Raw genomic sequence first — 16,448 nt, forward strand, 5'->3', positions numbered from 1 at the left:
CGCGACGATCAGGTCGCGTCAGGCAGCCACGGCTTGAGCACGGTGGGGTCGGCGACGTACTGCTCCACCTGTGCCCGCTCCTGCGCGGTCAGCGACAGCGCCTGAAGGAGGGCTCCCCATTCGGGGACGCGCTCCGCCTTCTCCAGCGCCACCGCCAGCTCGATGAGGCCGGCGAGCGCCGTCGCCTGTTCGACCACCGGGGCGTCCTCGGCACGACGGCGCATCCCCGAGTCGAGCGCACGGTAGGCCGCCCGGTCGTCGGACTTGAACTCGCGCAGGATCCGCGCGTTGTCGAGCACCCGCGCCAGGCCCTGCAACTTCTTCGACCCGCCGTACTCCACCTCTTCGGGCTCGCCCCTTTGGATGAAGGTGATGGTGTTGCCCGACGGGTCGACGACGCTGAACCGCGACGTCCCGGCACGGTAGCGGGTGATCCGCGGCAGACCCTTGACCAGCACCTTGCCGTAGGAGCGGCGCATCGCCTCGGTGAACGCCGCGTGGTACGGCGCGACCGCGTCGACCATCACCAGGCAGCCGCCGGACGTCTCCTTCGCCGGGTCCAGGTCCCTGGGCGCCGGGCCGTAGTGCAGTTGGAACCCACTCCAGGTGAAGGCCAGGTACACGTACGGCTTCAGCTGCTCGTACGCCACCGTGAACCCGAGCGCCCGCCAGAATGCCACGGTCTCCTCCGGCGCCGGGCAGGGCAGCAGCGGCACCGTCGTCTCGTTCGGCTGGACACGGTCCTCATTGGTCGTCATGGTCACTCCCGGTCCGCTCGACAGGCCGGCCATTGTGCCAGGGTTGGCGAAGAGCACCGAGGGATTCACCTCCTACCCAGGGAGGAGGCCCGCTCCGACCGTCGGCCGTTTTCGGGGCTCGCGGTCGGAAGCGACCAGCGGCCACGGTCGCGAACATCTACAGACATGACAATCGATCTGCGTCGGACGACGCACTGGCACCGCCCACTGATGACTTTCGTGTACCTGATGGCTGTGCTCGCCGTCGTCAGCGCGGTCGGCATCTTCGTCGACTCCCGCGTCCTTATCGGGGCGCCGATCTGGCTCAAGCCGTTCAAGTTCGCGGTGTCCTTCGTGCTGTACGGGCTCACCCTCGCCTGGATGCTCTCGTTGCTGCCGCCGCGTCGGAGCCGGGTCGCACAGAGGATGGCCACGCTCATCGTCGCGATGGCGGCGATCGAGATGGCGGTGATCGTCGGGCAGGTGCTGCGAGGTCAGGCCAGCCACTTCAACATCAGCACCCCACTGAACGTCGCCCTCTTCGTGACGATGGCCGCAATGATCACGGTGCTCTTCGTCGCGCACCTCGTCATCGGGATCGTGGTGCTGATCCAACGGATCCCCGACCGGGTGGCCCGCAGCGCCGTCCGGTGGGGTCTCGGCCTGTCGCTGCTCGGCATGCTGGCGGCGATTCCGATGACGCTGCCCTCCCAGGACCCGGGCATCGAGGGGATCGGCGGGGCGCACAGCGTGGGCGTACCGGACGGCGGAGCGGGTCTGCCGGTGGTCGGGTGGAGCACCACCGGTGGGGACCTGCGGATCGGGCACTTCGTGGGGCTGCACGCCCTGCAGGCGCTGCCGATCCTGGCGATCCTGCTGACCCGGTTCGCGACCCGGCTGGACGAGCGCACCCGGGCACGGCTGGTGGCCGTGGCGGGGACGGCGTACGGCGTACTCACGGTGTTGTTGACCTGGCAGGCCCTGCGCGGACAGCCGCTGCTGCGGCCGGATGCCGTGACGCTCGCCGCGGTCGCGGCCCTGGTGGTCACGACAGCGGCCGCCACCGCTCTGGTGCTGGCTCGCCGGCGCCGCTCCGATCTGGCGTTGGCCGCATGACCGCGACCCTGTTCACCCTGACGTTCGCGGTGGCCGCGCCGTTCTGGGCATTGATGATCCTGCTGCCGCACTGGTCCTGGACCGCCCGCGTCATCTCCTCGCCGCTGATCGTGCTGCCGGTGGTGGTGATCTACGCGCTGCTGGTGATCCCGGCGTTCGGCGACGTGCTGCCGGCCGTAACGAGGCCGACCCTGGCGGGGGTGCGTGACCTGCTCGGCACCTCCGACGGGGCGGCGGCGGGCTGGGCCCACATGATCGCGTTTGACCTGTTCGTCGGGCGCTGGGCGTGGTTGGACAGCCGTGAACGGAGGGTGCCGGCGCTGGTGATGGCTCCGGTGCTGCTGCTGACGATCCTGCTCGGACCGCTCGGCCTGGCCGCCTACCTCGCAGTCCGTACCCGGTGGCAACGGTCGGCGGTCGTTGCCACCGAGCCCCAGCACCTAGGCTGAAACCCGTGCGGTGGGTGGGACGGCTGTTCAACGCGCGCGACGCGCTCGTGCGGGTGATGCTGCTCGACCTCGCCGGGGTTGCCTACCTGGTCTTCTGCACCCAGGCCGGGCGCATGCCGACGGCCACACAGTGGATCCTCGCGGTGGCCGCGTTCGCCGCGGCGCTGCTGCTGCACCGCCGGCCGGTGGTCAACATGGTGGTGCAGGCGGCCTTGTTGGCGGTGGCGATCGCCCTGATCGACGACATCATGATCAATCAGGTCGGCGCCAGCTGGGCCTTGATCGAGATCACCATCGGGGCCTACCGCGCCCGCACCATCGGGCTGGCCGCCGGCCTGCTGGCCGTGGTCGACCTGACCAACACGATCGGCGATCCGGCCGACCGGGTCGCCGCCGGCGTCGTCGGCCTGGCCCTGGAGGTCGGCATACCGTTGCTGCTCGGCCTGGTCATCCGGGCCAACTGGAACGTCGCCCGGCAGGCCCAGGAACGGGCGGCGGCCGAGCAGCGGCAGCACGAGTCGGACAGCAGGGCGGCACGCGCCGACGAACGCGCCGCCATCGCCCGCGAGCTGCACGATGTCGTCGCGCATCACGTGGCGTCGATGGTGCTGCGGGTCGGAGTGGCCCGGCATGTGCTCACCGACCTGGATCCTCGGGTGGGCGAGGTGTTCGACGACGTGCACGGCACGGGCACCGCAGCCCTGACCGAGCTGCGCAAACTGGTCGCGGTGCTGCGCAACCCCGACGGGGTACGCGGTGACGCGGCACTGACCGCGATCGAACCCTCCGCGCTGCCAGCGGCGATCGGCGCGGCCATCGACCGGGCCCGTCAGGCGGGTGTCACCGTGGAGGCCGACCTCGACCCGGCGGTCGGTTCGCTCGACGCGGTGCGCGGCATGGCGGTGCTGCGACTGACCCAGGAGGCACTGACCAACGTGGCCAAACACGCCGGGACGTCCGCGGTCGCGCACCTCGTGGTCGCCGTTCGCGATGGGGCCGTGCACTGGGAGGTCGCCGACGACGGGCGCGGTGGGGTCCCGGCGGGCGTGCCGAGCGGTGGCGGCCACGGCATCACCGGAATGCGCGAACGCGTCGAGGTCCTCGGCGGCCGGCTGGAGGCGGGCCCGACCGGCACCGGCTGGCGGGTGCGAACCGTCCTCCCGGCCGTGGTCGCCGCGTCCGCCGGGACGCCGGCCGTGCCGCAGGTCCGTGAGCGCGAGGCCCGGGCCGGCGAACCCGCGCCGGAGCCGGCGTGATCCGGGTGCTGCTGGTCGACGACCAGCACCTCATCCGAGCCGGGCTGCGCATGCTCTGTGACGCCCAGCCCGACATCGAGGTCGTCGGAGAGGCCGACAACGGGCGCGAGGCGATCCCGCTCGCCGCGCGGCTCCTCCCCGATGTCATCGTCATGGACCTGCGCATGCCCGGTGTCGACGGGATCACCGCGACCAGTCGGATCCTCGCCGAACGCCCCACCACCCGCATCCTGGTGCTGACCACGTTTGGCGACGACGACCACCTCTACCCGGCCCTGACGGCTGGGGCCTGCGGTTTCCTGCTCAAGGACGCGCCCCCGACCGAGCTGCTGGACGGCATCCGCCGGGCCGCCGTCGGTGACAGCCCGTTCAGCCCGGAGGTGCTGCGACGCCTCGTGCAGCGGGCCGTGCACGCCCGCCCCGAGACCCCCCGGCCGGCGCAGGGTCTGACCGCCCGCGAACAGGACGTACTCGACCTGGTCGCCGAGGGCCTGTCCAACACCGAGATCGCTGATCGGCTGCATATCGGCGTCACCACGGTCAAGACCCACATCACCAGCCTGATGACCAAGACCGACAGCCCCAACCGGGTACGTCTGGCCTTGTTCGCCCGCAACGTCTGAAGGTCGCAAGCCGCGCGGTCGTGCCCCTTGACGTGTCGGTGGGAGCGCTCCAAGATCAGCTGGAGCGGAGCCGCGCGCACGGCGGGCCGCCCGAGTTGGGTGTGGTGGTCTGTTGCTGAGCGCATTCGGTCTGACCGAGCTGGAGGAGAAGGTCTACCTGGAGCTGGTCCGTGGCCAGTCGGGGACAGCGACCGAGCTGGCGCCACGGGTCGCGGCCACGGTGCCCGAGCTGGACCACGCGCTCGATGTCCTCGTGCGGGCCGGGCTGGTCCGCCTGGTCGCCGGCCGCGCCGGCGCCGCACCGCCCGACCTGGCCATCGAGTCGCTGCTGAACCAGCGGATGCGCGAGCTTCAGGAGGCACGGGTCGGCCTGTGGGACTGGCTGCGGCAGCAACGCCCGGCGGATCCGCTGGACCAGGACGTCCAACTGGTCGTCGGGGTGCCCGCGATCATGCAGGCGTTCGACCAGTTCCTGCGCGGGGCGCAGGAGGAGGTGCTCGGCTTCGACCGCCCGCCCTACGCGGCCGTGCTGCAGGACAACCCGACCGAGATCGAGATGCTCGACCGGGGCATCGCCTTCCGCGTCGTGTACGACCAGCGCGGGCTGGAACGGCCGGGCGCGACCGCCCACATCGGCCGGTTCGTCGCCGCCGGTGAACAGGCACGGGTAGCCGCGAACGTGCCCGGCAAACTCGCCGTCGCGGACCGCCGGGTGGCCCTGATCTCCTTCCCCACCCGGGACGAGAGCATGGAACCCTGGGCGCTCGTGGTCCGTGGCGCCACCTGGGTGGAGGTGCTCGTGGCGCTGTTCGGCGAGGTGTGGGATCGCGCCACGCCGCTCCGACTCGCCCCGGCCAGCGCCTCGGTCGACGACATCGAGCCGCAGAGCACGCCCACCCCCACCGACCGGCAGATCCTGTCGCTGCTGATGACCGGGTTGCCGGACAAGGCGGTCGCCTCCCAGTTGGGCATCTCCCTGCGTACGGTGCAGCGACGCCTGCGGCATTTGATGGACACGACCGGCAGCGCCACCCGGATGCAGCTCGGGTGGTTCATGGCCCGCAACGACTGGCTCTGAACCCGGTCGTGGGGCCTGCCGACCCGACAAGGCGTCGGCAGGCCCCGTGCCTCACTTCGTGACCGTGACCGACACGGTGACCGGGGTGGACGCGCCCTTCGCACCGTTGTTGGTGACCAGCAGCGTGGCGACGTGCGTACCTGGCGCCAGACCAGTGGTGTCCACGGTGATGGTCAGGGCGTCCTTCGCCCCCGGCTGCACCTCACCGGACGTTGCGGCGGACAGCCACGGCACGTCGCTGTAGGCCGGGAGCGACCCGTCGACGTGGTAGACCTTGCTGCCGTACGGTCGGCCGGTCGCGTTACCCAGCACCCACAGGTTGCCCTGCTCGTCCAGGTCGAGCCCGGCGCCGCTGAGCGGGTTCGGGTCGGGGTCGGGCAGCGAGGCGAGCGGTTGGCAGGTGGCCGGGTCGAGCGCCCAGATCGACTCCTTGGAGTCCTGGTTGATGCCCCACAACACGTTGTGTTCCTCGTTGAGGGCCAGACCGGTGATCCACGGAATGGGCGGAGTGCACTCCCCCAGCACCGAGCCGGGCCGCGAGTGGGACAGGCCGGCGAGGTGCCGGATGCCGCCGTCCCCGCTGAGGTAGAAGGTGTCGTCCGAGGCGCGGTAGGCGAGCCCGTAGTAGAGCTTGCCGGCCCACGGCCCGGTGATGGTCTCCTTCACCTCCAGGGTGTCCGGATCGAAGCACACGATCGGCAGGTCCCCGACGAACGACATCTTCGGCGCGCACATCAGGTCCCGGCTCGGCACGTACGCCATGTCCGAGGGCCAACCGTCGATCGGCAGCACGCCCTTGCCGATCGACCGACCGTCGGTGCCGAAGCGCTGCAACTGCCCGAACAGGTACGAGTTGGAGACGATCAACTCGCCGTTGCGGTAGCCGACGCCGAACGCGTTGTACATCTCCTTCACCGGGAACGAGCTGAGCTGCCGGCCGGGGATGCCGGTCGGTGGCGTGGGCGAGTTGATTTCCCGGGCCAGCCAGGTGGCCGGCAGGTCACCACGGTTGGTGAGGTTCACCGTCGCGGTCCGGGTCACCCCGGCCCGCGCGGTCAGCGAGACCGCGTTCCGGTTGGCGAGCAGCAGCGGCGTACGCAGCGCCAGGTCGCGCTTGACGACCGTCGCCTCGACCAGGTCGAGGGTGCTCGCCGGCAGGTCGTAGCCGGGTTGCAGAGCGGTCACCGTGACCGGCCCGGCAGGTGCCTCCAACTGGTAGAAACCGTCGGCGTCGGTGGTCGCGGTGATCGGCTGCAGCGCGTCCGGCGACTCGACCCGTACCGTCGCGCCGGCCAGCGGCTGGCGGTCGTTCGCGTCACTCACCGTGCCCCGCAGCAGCGCACGACCGGCCACCTGGAAGGTGACCGCGTCGGCCGCGTCGAGCACCTGCTCGTCCCGCGAGTACGTCAGCGCGTCGCGACCGGTGGCGTCCTCGATGCCTACCGTCGCCGAACCGCCGGTGGCCGCCGCGCCGGCGCCGAGCTTGCGGTACGCGATGGTGACGCGGCCGTTCTCGGCGAGTCGCACCTGAACGTCGACCCGGGTCTTCGGCGCGCTCTTCAGCGCGGCTCGGGTCCAGCTCACCACGAACTGCCGGGCCGTACCGGCCCCGGACACCTTGGTGCGCACCGTCGAGGCGTGGTCCAGGACCAGGTCGTCCCAGAAGGCGTAGACGGCTGGCGCGGAGATCGCCGGTGCGGGCAGCGGCCCGTTGTCGCCGACCGAGGTGGTCGCGTCGGCGCCGAAGGTCAGGTAACCGTCGGTGTGCACTGCGATCCGGCGGTAGGTGCTGCCGTAGAACGCCATCGGGAACGGCAGGTCGATGCCCCGGCTCGCGGTGTCGCCGGTGAGGGGCAGCACGGTGCCGCCGTCGACCCAACCGGCGGCGGCCGCGCCGGCCTGGTAGCCGTGCCGGTCGGCCTTCGCGGCGAGCGCGACGTCCACCGTCTCCGGACCGTTCACGATCAGCACCACCGTCTTCGGTGCCAGCCACCGGCCGTAGTCGACCAACAGGTCGTAGTCGGCCTCGGGCAGCATCCCCGTGTAGCGGCCGTTGGCGTCGGTGACGAACGCCGGGAACGTCTCCCCGGCGAGCGACAATTTCGCGCCGACGACGGGCTTGCCCGCCGGGTCGGTGACCCGGCCCTGGATCGCCTGCCACGGTGCGGCCTCGGACAGGTCCAGCGTCAGATTGGTCGTGCCGCTGCTCGACACGGTGATGGTCTGTCGTACGGTCCGCCGGGCGAAGAACGACGCGGTCAGCGTGTATTCCCCGGCCGGGACCCGACCCAGTTGGACCGTGCCGCGCGCGTCGGTGCGGGCAGTGCGGGTGACCAGAGCGGACGTCAAGGTGATCTTGGCCCCGGAGAGCGCGAGCCCGTTCAGGTTCGCGTGCACCACGACGCCGCCGAGTTGCTCGGTCGAGGCCTGGGTCACCAGGTCGTACGCGTCGAGCCGGCCCTCGCCGTAGACGTTGTTGTCGGCCGGGGTGCCACCGCACTGCAGGTCGTTGACGTCGTGCGCGGTGCGGTCCAGCAGCTCGCGGGTGGTCGCCAGGTCGCGGCGCAGGTTCGGCACCGCCGACCAGGCCAGGGCGACCGCGCCGGCGACGTGCGGAGCGGCCATGGAGGTGCCGTCGCTCATGCCCCAGTCGCTGCCCGGCACGGAGGAGAGGATGCCCACCCCGGGGGCGGTGATGTCCGGCCGTACCGTGTCCTCGCGGCCCGGCCCACGGCTGGAGAAGTCAGCGATCACGCCGGTGGCGTCGGTCGCGCCGACGGCGTACGCCAGCGGGTTGGTGGCCGGGTGGCCCGCCGAGCCGCACGGCTCGGGCAACTCCTTGGCCTCGTTGCCGACCGCGAAGACCGGGAAGATGCCGGCGGCGACCCAGGCGTCGATGATCGTGTCGTAGAAGGTGGGGTCACCGTCGTGGCCACCCCAGGAGTTGTTGATGATGTCCGGCGCGAGGTCCGGGCGCGGGTTCTCGCCGTTGTGGTCGGTCGGCGCGAGCATCCACTGGCCGGCGGCAAGCAACGCGCTGTTGCTGCAGTAGTTGGCCTCGCAGCCCTTGGCCGCGATCCAGGTGGCGCCCGGGGCCACGCCGCTGATCCGCCCGTCGCCGTCGTCGCCGACCATCGTGCCGACGGTGTGGGTGCCGTGCCCGTAGTTGTCACAGGGCGTCGAGGGCAGGCAGATCCCGGTCGGGTCGTACCAGTTGTAGTCGTGGCTGAAGGTGCCGTCACCGTCGTTGCCACGGTACTGGCGGACCAGCGCCGGGTGGTCGTACTGGACCCCGGAGTCGACGCTGCCGACGACGATGCCCTCGCCGCGGGTGCCGTACTCCCGCCAGACCTTGTCCGCGCCGACCGAGGTGAGGTTCCACGGCAGCTGCGGACCGTCGGCGGACGCGCCCGCGGTGCGCACCGGCTCGGCCAGCTTCGTCCCGCCGATCGAGGTGATCCGTGCGACCTCGGCCCGACCGGCCAACTCGGTCACCAGTTTCAGGTCACCGGTGACCTCGATGATGTTGGCGATCCAGTACGGGGTGAAGTCCGCGTGCCGGTCCCGCAGCAGGGTACGCAGGCTGCGCTGGGTCTTCTCGGCGTGCGCCGTCTTGGTCTCGTAGACCCGCTTGGTGCGGGCGACGCGTCCGGCCCGGCCACCGGCGGCCCGCTCGACCCGGTCCAGGTCGCCCTGGTCCAGGGTGGCCTCGTCGGTCAGCTCCACGAAGAAGCTGGCCTCGGTGCCGGCGCGGGCCGAACCGAGCACGCGCGGGTCCACCTTGCGCAGCGGATCGACCGCACCAACAGTCGGCGCGGGCGCGGCCACGGCCGCACCCGTGGGCAGTGCGAGCACGATGGCCAACGCCGCACCGACGGCGCCCATGGCTCGACGTGTCCGCTGTCTGGGTCTGAGCATGAAGAACGTCCCTCCCTCGGGCGGTCGCCAGGGGAAGGCCGACACCGCCGTCGCCGATTCTCAGGCGAGGGACTTCCGGTTGAACCGCGTGATCACTGGCGGAGCACGGACATGGCGGGTCTCCGCCATGTCGCGTTGGTCCCACCGACACCGGCACGCCACCATGACAGTCAGGCCCGCATTCGCGCGGACACGACGATGACGAGCACCAGCGGCACGATCAACAGTGCCGGGGCGACGACCGGCAGGTGCAGGGCGACCAGGGCGCCGACCGCCGCGCCGACCATCAGGGCCAGCAACACCTGAGCCTTGGGGCGCAGACTGGCCCACGGGCTGCGCGCGGCGACGCCGGCGATCAGGCTCGTGAGCGTGCCGGTCAGGTACGTGGAGGACAGGCCTGCCACGCCGAACCGTTGGATCGCACTGCTCTGTACACCCAGCGCCGCCGCGGAGAGCATGAGCAGTGCGAGATGGACGTGCGCGTCGGGAGCGCCGAGCGTGACCTCCCAGACGACGAGGAACACGACGAACACCAGCAGCTCCAGGACCAGCGCCCAGGTGACCCGCCGTGGCCAGACCGGATCGTCGGGCTGTGCCGAGCCGACGACGCGGGCACCCGCGAGGACGCCGACGATGAAGCTGACGATGGCGCAGCCGGACGTCACCGCGAGCTCGGCCTCACCTCTGCCCGCCGAGAGTCCGAGCAGGACCATGTTGCCGGTCATGACGCTGGAGAAGGCGCCGCCGAGGGAGAGGAACCCGATAGCGTCGGCGCTTCCGGTCAGGAAGGTGAGGACGACGACGAGTGTGTTCCGCCGCCGCAGGAGGTGCTGGTCCTTCTCAGCCGCGGCGTGGGGGCGGATGACGCGAGGCACTGTGCTCGACACTGTCGGCTATCCTCCAGAGATTGTTCTTCGTATACACGAAGCTCGGACACGTAGGGAGAGGCGACCAGGTGGCTGAAGACCTGCGGGACAAGCTCGGCGCGCAACACCTGCCGCTACGCGATCAGGTCCTCGCCGCTCTGCGGACCGCCATCATCGACGGGGACTACCTTCCCGGCGAACGGCTCACCGAGGACCGGTTGGCCGAGGACTTCGGGGTTTCCCGCAACCCCGTCCGCGAGGCTCTGCGCGTCGCGGAGGCGGAGGGTTTCGTCGTGATCCTCCCCCGCCGGGGAGCGGTCGTCGCCTCCCCCAGCAGCGGGACCATCGCCGACATGTTCGCCGTCCGCGAGCGCCTGGAGGCGCTGGCCGCCCGGCTGGCCGCCGAGCGGGCGACCGCGGCGGACGTGGCGGCCCTGCGTGCCCTGCTCGACGAGGGCCGCGACGCGACGCAGCGGCAGGACCTGGCCCGGGTCGCCGAGCTGAACAGCGCGCTGCACCTGCGCATCCTCCAGATCAGCGGAAACCCCTGGCTGTCGTCGATCGCCAAGTCGCTCTACCTCCATGTCCAGTGGGTCTTCCGGCTGGGCGCGGCGGAACGCGCGCCGCACTCGTGGGCCGAGCACATCCAGCTCGTCGACGCCATCGAGTCAGGCGACGGTGACCGCGCCGAGCGGGCCGCACTCGACCATCTCGACGCGGCATCCGCGGCGGCGTACGAGAACGCCGAGGGTGGCTACGGCGCCCACTAACGGCCGCACGCGTAGCCCTGCATCCCTCGCGGGTTCGCGCCGGCCGCGAGCACACCCGTAGCCGGGTCACGGCTCACGGCGCAGAGCCGGCCGAGGCTCCACCCGTCGGAGCGCCGCACCTCGTGCCCGTACGCCCGCAGGGTGGCCTGCACGTCGTCGTCGACGCGGTCCTCCACCACCAGGACCCCGGGCTCCATGTCCCGTGGATAGAACGACCCCGGCAGGCTGAGCGTGTGCCAGGCCGGCGCGTCGATGGCCTCCTGGAGAGGCTGACCGCCGACGAGATGCCGGAGCAGGAACGGCAGCTGCCACTGGTCCTGCTGGTCGCCGCCGGGTGTGCCGCACGCCAACACCGGCTCCCCGTCGCGGTGCACCATCGTCGGACTCAGTGTCGTACGCGGTCGACGGCCCGGTGCCAGCGACGAGGCGAGCCCCTCCTCCAGCCAGAACATCTGCAGCCGGCTCCCCAGCGGGAAACCGAGCTCCGGAATGGTGGGCGAGCTCTGCAGCCAGCCGCCACTCGGGGTCGCGGAGATCATGTTGCCCCAGCGGTCGACCACGTCCACGTGACAGGTGTCGCCTCGGGTCACCCCGTCCGACTGGACAGTCGGCTCGCCCGTGGTGGGGTCCGTCGAGTCGGTGCGACGCCCCGCACCGGGTTGCACGTGGGCCGGTAGGCGGGGCTGCGCCCCGTCGGGACGCCCCGGCCGCAGTTCCGCCGACGCGCGGTCGCCGATCAGGGCCGCCCGCTCCCGCGCGTACTCCCGGGAGAGCAGCGCCTTGGCGGGCACGTCGGTGCCGTCGCCGTACCAGGCCTCCCGGTCGGCGAAGGCGAGCTTGAGCGCCTCGACCTGGGCGTGGATGCCCGCCGCGGTCCCCGCGTCGTACGCACCGGGGTCGTCGAGCGCGTCCAGGGTGGCCAGTGCCTCCAGCAGCACCGGGCCCTGTCCCCAGAAACCGGTCTTCGCCACCGAGTAGCCGTGCCAGTCGAGGGTGGCGGGCGCCTCCCAGGTCGCCGAGTACGCGGCGAGGTCGTCGCCGGTCACGAGCCCGGCGTTCGGGCGCCCGCTGGAGTCCCGGAACGGCTGTCGGCTGAACTCCTCGATCGCCTCGGCGACGAACCCCGTACTCCAGGCCCGCCGCGCCGCCTCGATCTGTGCCTCCCGGTCGGCGCCGGCCGCCTGCCCGGCCTCGACCAGCCTGCTCAGCGTGCGCGCGTACGCCGGGTTGGCGAACATCTCCCCCGCGGCCGGTGGCCGGCCGTTACGCAGCCAGAGCGCGGCGGAGGTGGGCCAGTGTTCCTCGAACAACGACCGCACCGCCGCCACGGTGTCACCGACCCGGCCCAACAGCGGGTGGCCGGCGCCGGCGTAGCCGATCGCCGGCTCCAGCACCTCGGCGAGGGTGAGCGTGCCGTGCTCGCGCAGCAGCAGGAGCCAGGCGTCCACGGCGCCGGGCACGGCCGCCGCGAGCGGCCCGGCCCCGGGGATGAGGTCCATCCCGAGGGACCGGAAGTGCGCGATGGTGGCACCGGCCGGCGCCGGTCCCTGACCGCACAGCACCTTCGGCCTCGGGTCCCCGGCGGTGGCCACGATGGCCGGCACCTCGCCACCCGGCCCGTTCAGGTGCGGTTCGACGACGTGCAGGACGAACCCGGCGGTGACCGCCGCGTCGAAGGCGTTGCCCCCGCGTTCGAGGATGCCCATCGCCGCCTGGCTGGCGAGCCAGTGCGTCGAGGACACCATGCCGAAGGTGCCCTGCAGCGTGGGTCGGGTCGTGAACGTCATGACAACACCTCACTCGGATCTGTGGTGCGAACGTCAGGGCCGGTGCCGTCCGGCTGGACCAGGTGGCACGCGGCCATGCCGTCACCGATCGGGATCTGCGCCGGCACCTCCGTCGCGCACCGGTCGAACGCGAGCGGGCACCGGGTACGGAACCGGCATCCGGACGGCGGATCGAGCGCGGACGGCAGGTCGTCGCCGAGCAGCACCGGCTGACGCTGCCGTTGGCGCACCGGGTCGGCCACCGGCGCGGCCGACAGCAGCGCCTGCGTGTACGGGTGGGCGGGCCGGGCGAAGATCCGCTCGCGGGTGCCCTTCTCGACGAGTTGGCCCAGGTACATGACGGCGATGTCGTCGGCCAGATACTCGACCGCGGACAGGTCGTGGGTGATGAAGAGGCAGGCGAACCCGATGTCACGTTGCAGGTCGGCGAGGAGGTTGAGCACCGACGCCTGCACGGACACGTCGAGTGCGCTGGTGGGTTCGTCGGCGATGAGCAGCATGGGTTCGGAGATCAGTGCGCGGGCGATGCTGACCCGTTGGCGTTGCCCGCCGGACAGCTCGTGGGGGTAGCGACGTGCCACCTCGGTCCGCAGGCCCACCCGCTCGAGCTGCGGAGCGACGCGGGCCTCCCGCTCGCGCCGGGAGAACCGTTTGCCGGCCAGCCGGAGCGGCTCCGCCACGATCTCGCCGACCAGCATCCGCGGGTCCAGTGACGCGGCCGGGTCCTGGAAGACGATCGACACCGCGCCACGGTGTGGGCGCAGCCGCCGTCGGGACAGATGGGTGACGTCCGTACCGGCGATCTGGACCGTCCCCGCGGTCGGTTCGACGAGCCGCACCACGCATCGGCCCACTGTCGACTTCCCGGAACCGCTCTCCCCCACCAGGGCGGTGACCCGGCCCCTCGGGATCGTGAGCGACACCCCGTCCACGGCGCGGACCGGGCCGAAGTGCATCACCAGGTCCTCGATCTCCAGGGCGTTGGGCTGCGGCGTCATCGGTTCGCCTCCTGGTGTGCCATCGAGCAGGGGTGCCAACAGGCCGCGAGGTGGTCCGTGCCGCCGTGCTCCCGCAGAGCCGGCGCGGAGTCGCGGCACTGCGCGTCGGCGGCCGGGCAGCGGTCCGCGAACGTGCACGCGTCGGGCTGGGACGACAGGACGGGCACCAGCCCGGGGATCTCCGTCAACCGATCCGTGCCGGCGTGCCGGCCCGGCTGCGGCGACGCGGACAGGAGCCCGGCCGTGTAATGGTGCTGCGGGTGCGCGAACAGGTCGTCGACCGGCGCCCGCTCCACCACCCGCCCGGCGTACATGACGACGACGCGGTCCGCGATGTCGGCGATCACGCCGAGGTCGTGCGTGATGATGAGGACGCTCGTGCCGAGCCGGTCGCGCAGGTCCCGCAGCACCTGGAGGATGCCGGCCTGGACCGTGACGTCCAGCGCGGTGGTGGGTTCGTCGGCCACCAGCACCTTCGGGCCGCAGGCCACCGCCATCGCGATCATCACGCGCTGGCGCATGCCGCCCGAGAGCTGGTGCGGATAGGCGTCCACGCGTTGTGATGCCGACGGGATCCCGACGAGCGTCAGCAGCTCGACGGCGCGGGCCCGCGCCGCGCGGCGGGACATCCGCTCGTGGACCTGGAGCACCTCCCCGATCTGACGCCCCACGGTGAGCACCGGGTTCAGGGACGTCATCGGCTCCTGGAAGATGTAGGCGATCTCCTGGCCGCGTACCCGCCGAAGCGCCGACTCACGGGCGCCGACCAGCTCGGTGCCGTCGAGGCGTACGGAGCCGGTGATCCGGGCGCTGCCCGGCAGCAGGCCGGCGATGCTCATCGCGGTGACGCTCTTTCCGCACCCCGACTCGCCCACCATCCCGACGATCTCCCCGGGGGCGAGATCCAGGCTGACACCGTCGACCGCCGAGACGGTGCCGGTCTCGGTCGGAAAGGACACCGACAGGTCGCGGATCGCCAGGACGGGCTCGGCGCGTTCGACCGTGGTCATCGTCGGTCTCCCTTCGGGTCGAGGGCGTCGCGGAGGGCATCGCCGAAGACGTTGAACGCCAACGCCAGACCCATGATCACGACGCCGGGCAGGACCGCGGCCCACGGTGCTCGGGCGGCGAACTGCTGGGCGGTGGCCAGCATGGTGCCCAGGCTGGGTGCCGGGGGTTGAATGCCGAGGCCGAGGAACGACAGCACCGCCTCGCCGAGGATCGCGGCCGGGATGGCGACCGTGGCCTGCACCAGGATCACCGACGTCGCGTTCGGCAGGATGTGCCGGGCCAGCACCCACAGGTCACTCGCCCCGTCCACGACGGCCGCCGCGACGAAGTCCAGTGACTTGAGCCGCAGCGTGTCCGAGCGGACGACCCGGATCACCCCGGGGATCTGGGCGATGCCGATGGCAACGGCGGCGTTGCCCAGGCTGGCCCCCCGGATGGCTGCCAGCCCCACCGCCATGATCAGAAACGGGAACGCGAGCAGCAGGTCGGTGAAGCGCGAGATCACGGCGTCCCAGGCCCGGAAGTAACCGGCCGCGAGCCCGAGCGGCACCCCGAGGACCAGGGAGGTGGCCACCGCCAGGAGCCCCACCTGCAGCGATGCCCGTGCTCCGAGCATGATGCGGGAGAGGACGTCCCGACCGAGATCGTCGGTGCCGAGCACGTGCCCGGGACTGCCGGGGGGCACGAACACGCGGGCGAAGTCGGTCTGGTCGACGGAGTAGGGCGCGAGCCACGGTGAGAGCAGCGCGATGGCGATCGCGAGTGCCAGCACGACGAAGCTCACGACGGCGAGCGGGTTGCGACGCAACCGCCGCAGCACGCGCGTTCGCCGGGTGATGCTGGCGGAGGCGGTCTCCGCGATCGGCACGGTGAGGACGGTCATGCCGGATCTCCCGTCACTCGGATTCGTGGGTCGATGACCGAGTAGAGCAGGTCCACGAAGAAGTTGATCACGATGTAGGCGGTCGCGGTGAGCAGGACGACGGCCTGGATCACCGGGTAGTCCCGCTGGAACACCGCGTCGATGGTCATCTTGCCGAAGCCGGGGAGCCCGAAGATCTGTTCGGTGACGACCGCGCCCGAGATCAGACCGCCGAGTTGAAGGCCCACGACGGTCACCACCACGATGAGGCTGTTCCGCAGCGCGTGTCGGGTGATGACGGCACGCGGCCGCAGGCCCTTCGCCTTCGCCGTCCGCACGTAGTCGGAGGACAGTGAATCCAGCATCGAGGAACGGGTCTGCCGCATGATGATGGCGGCGAGGCCCGTCCCGAGGATCACGGCCGGCAGGACGATGTGGTGCAGGTTGTCCACGGGGTCCTCCAGGAACGGCACGAAGCCGGAGGCGGGGAACAGGCCGGTGGCCACGGAGAGGTAGAGGATCGCCAGCAGCCCGAGCCAGAAGTGCGGCACCGACAGGCCGATCAGGGCCAGGCCGTTGGCGAGCCACTCCGCCGGGCGCCCGCGGCGGACCGCCGCGAGCACACCGGCGCCGACCCCGAGCGCCGCGGCGATGAGAATCGCCAGTACGGACAGCTCGACGGTCACCGGCAGGGCGGTCGTGAGCATCGACGAGACCGGCGTACCGGTCCGGATCGACACTCCGAAGTCGCCCTGCACCAGGCGTTCCACGTACTGCGCGAACTGGACCGGCAGCGGCTGGTCCAGCCCGTAGTGCCGACGGATGGCCTCCAGTGCCTCCGGCGACCGGTCCTCCCCGGCCAGCGCGAGGGCCGGGTCACCGGGGAGCGCCCGCACGCCGACGAACACCACGATCGTCGACATCAGCAGAGTCAGCGCCGACTGCCAGGCGCGAGTGAGGAGATACCGGGCCATGGT

Annotated in this window: 14 protein-coding genes; 6 read left to right on the forward strand and 8 right to left on the reverse strand. The window is 71.5% G+C overall.

The window, feature by feature from the left end:
- Nucleotides 1-8: 8 nt before the first annotated feature.
- A complete protein-coding gene (locus tag HNR20_RS01720) occupies nucleotides 9-758 on the reverse strand; it encodes a DUF8817 family protein (RefSeq protein WP_184175824.1) in 750 nt (249 codons plus the stop codon).
- Nucleotides 759-923: 165 nt separating this feature from the next.
- Between HNR20_RS01720 and HNR20_RS01725 the strand changes: the two genes are divergently transcribed.
- The 5 genes from HNR20_RS01725 to HNR20_RS01745 all read left to right on the forward strand — a co-directional run bounded on the left by HNR20_RS01725 (nucleotide 924) and on the right by HNR20_RS01745 (nucleotide 5,259).
- Complete coding sequence (locus tag HNR20_RS01725) at nucleotides 924-1,853, forward strand: hypothetical protein (protein WP_184175826.1); 930 nt, start codon at nucleotides 924-926, stop codon at nucleotides 1,851-1,853.
- Nucleotides 1,850-2,302: an ABA4-like family protein gene (locus HNR20_RS01730; protein WP_184175828.1), complete on the forward strand. Its 453-nt coding sequence runs from the start codon at nucleotides 1,850-1,852 to the stop codon at nucleotides 2,300-2,302. The genes HNR20_RS01725 and HNR20_RS01730 overlap by 4 nt, the downstream gene beginning before the upstream one ends.
- 5 nt (nucleotides 2,303-2,307) lie before the next feature.
- The gene (locus HNR20_RS01735; RefSeq protein ID WP_184175830.1) at nucleotides 2,308-3,558 is read left to right on the forward strand and encodes a sensor histidine kinase; all 1,251 of its coding nucleotides are present in this window, start codon (nucleotides 2,308-2,310) and stop codon (nucleotides 3,556-3,558) included.
- Nucleotides 3,555-4,181 carry a response regulator gene (locus HNR20_RS01740; protein ID WP_184175832.1) on the forward strand — a complete coding sequence of 209 codons (627 nt, stop codon included), beginning with the start codon at nucleotides 3,555-3,557 and terminating at the stop codon, nucleotides 4,179-4,181. The genes HNR20_RS01735 and HNR20_RS01740 overlap by 4 nt, the downstream gene beginning before the upstream one ends.
- A 112-nt stretch (nucleotides 4,182-4,293) precedes the next feature.
- Complete coding sequence (locus tag HNR20_RS01745) at nucleotides 4,294-5,259, forward strand: helix-turn-helix domain-containing protein (RefSeq protein WP_184175834.1); 966 nt, start codon at nucleotides 4,294-4,296, stop codon at nucleotides 5,257-5,259.
- 51 nt (nucleotides 5,260-5,310) lie between these two features.
- Here the strand turns inward: HNR20_RS01745 and HNR20_RS01750 are convergent, their stop codons facing one another.
- Together HNR20_RS01750 and HNR20_RS01755 are read right to left on the reverse strand one after the other, a co-directional pair.
- Entirely contained in the window at nucleotides 5,311-9,177 is a 3,867-nt protein-coding gene (locus HNR20_RS01750; protein WP_184175836.1) for a S8 family serine peptidase, read from the reverse strand.
- Between the two features lie 170 nt (nucleotides 9,178-9,347).
- Complete coding sequence (locus tag HNR20_RS01755) at nucleotides 9,348-10,064, reverse strand: YoaK family protein (protein WP_184175838.1); 717 nt, start codon at nucleotides 10,062-10,064, stop codon at nucleotides 9,348-9,350.
- A gap of 68 nt (nucleotides 10,065-10,132) precedes the next feature.
- Between HNR20_RS01755 and HNR20_RS01760 the strand changes: the two genes are divergently transcribed.
- On the forward strand, nucleotides 10,133-10,813 hold the full coding sequence (locus tag HNR20_RS01760; protein ID WP_184175840.1) for a GntR family transcriptional regulator: 681 nt from the start codon (nucleotides 10,133-10,135) through the stop codon (nucleotides 10,811-10,813).
- On the opposite strand, the gene HNR20_RS01765 is transcribed toward HNR20_RS01760, so the two are convergent.
- From HNR20_RS01765 to HNR20_RS01785, 5 genes are read right to left on the reverse strand one after another with little or no spacing between them, the layout of a single operon-like run.
- A complete protein-coding gene (locus HNR20_RS01765) occupies nucleotides 10,810-12,600 on the reverse strand; it encodes a gamma-glutamyltransferase family protein (protein WP_184175842.1) in 1,791 nt (596 codons plus the stop codon). The genes HNR20_RS01760 and HNR20_RS01765 overlap by 4 nt on opposite strands.
- Nucleotides 12,597-13,598: an ABC transporter ATP-binding protein gene (locus HNR20_RS01770; RefSeq protein ID WP_184175850.1), complete on the reverse strand. Its 1,002-nt coding sequence runs from the start codon at nucleotides 13,596-13,598 to the stop codon at nucleotides 12,597-12,599. The genes HNR20_RS01765 and HNR20_RS01770 overlap by 4 nt, the downstream gene beginning before the upstream one ends.
- Nucleotides 13,595-14,608, reverse strand: a complete 1,014-nt coding sequence (locus tag HNR20_RS01775; protein ID WP_184175852.1) for an ABC transporter ATP-binding protein — start codon at nucleotides 14,606-14,608, stop codon at nucleotides 13,595-13,597. The genes HNR20_RS01770 and HNR20_RS01775 overlap by 4 nt, the downstream gene beginning before the upstream one ends.
- On the reverse strand, nucleotides 14,605-15,492 hold the full coding sequence (locus tag HNR20_RS01780; RefSeq protein WP_184175854.1) for an ABC transporter permease: 888 nt from the start codon (nucleotides 15,490-15,492) through the stop codon (nucleotides 14,605-14,607). Before HNR20_RS01780 ends, HNR20_RS01775 begins: the two co-directional genes overlap by 4 nt.
- Entirely contained in the window at nucleotides 15,489-16,445 is a 957-nt protein-coding gene (locus HNR20_RS01785; protein WP_184175856.1) for an ABC transporter permease, read from the reverse strand. The genes HNR20_RS01780 and HNR20_RS01785 overlap by 4 nt, the downstream gene beginning before the upstream one ends.
- Between the last annotated feature and the right edge of the window lie 3 nt (nucleotides 16,446-16,448).

Source organism: Micromonospora parathelypteridis, assembly GCF_014201145.1.
GTDB lineage: Bacteria > Actinomycetota > Actinomycetes > Mycobacteriales > Micromonosporaceae > Micromonospora > Micromonospora parathelypteridis.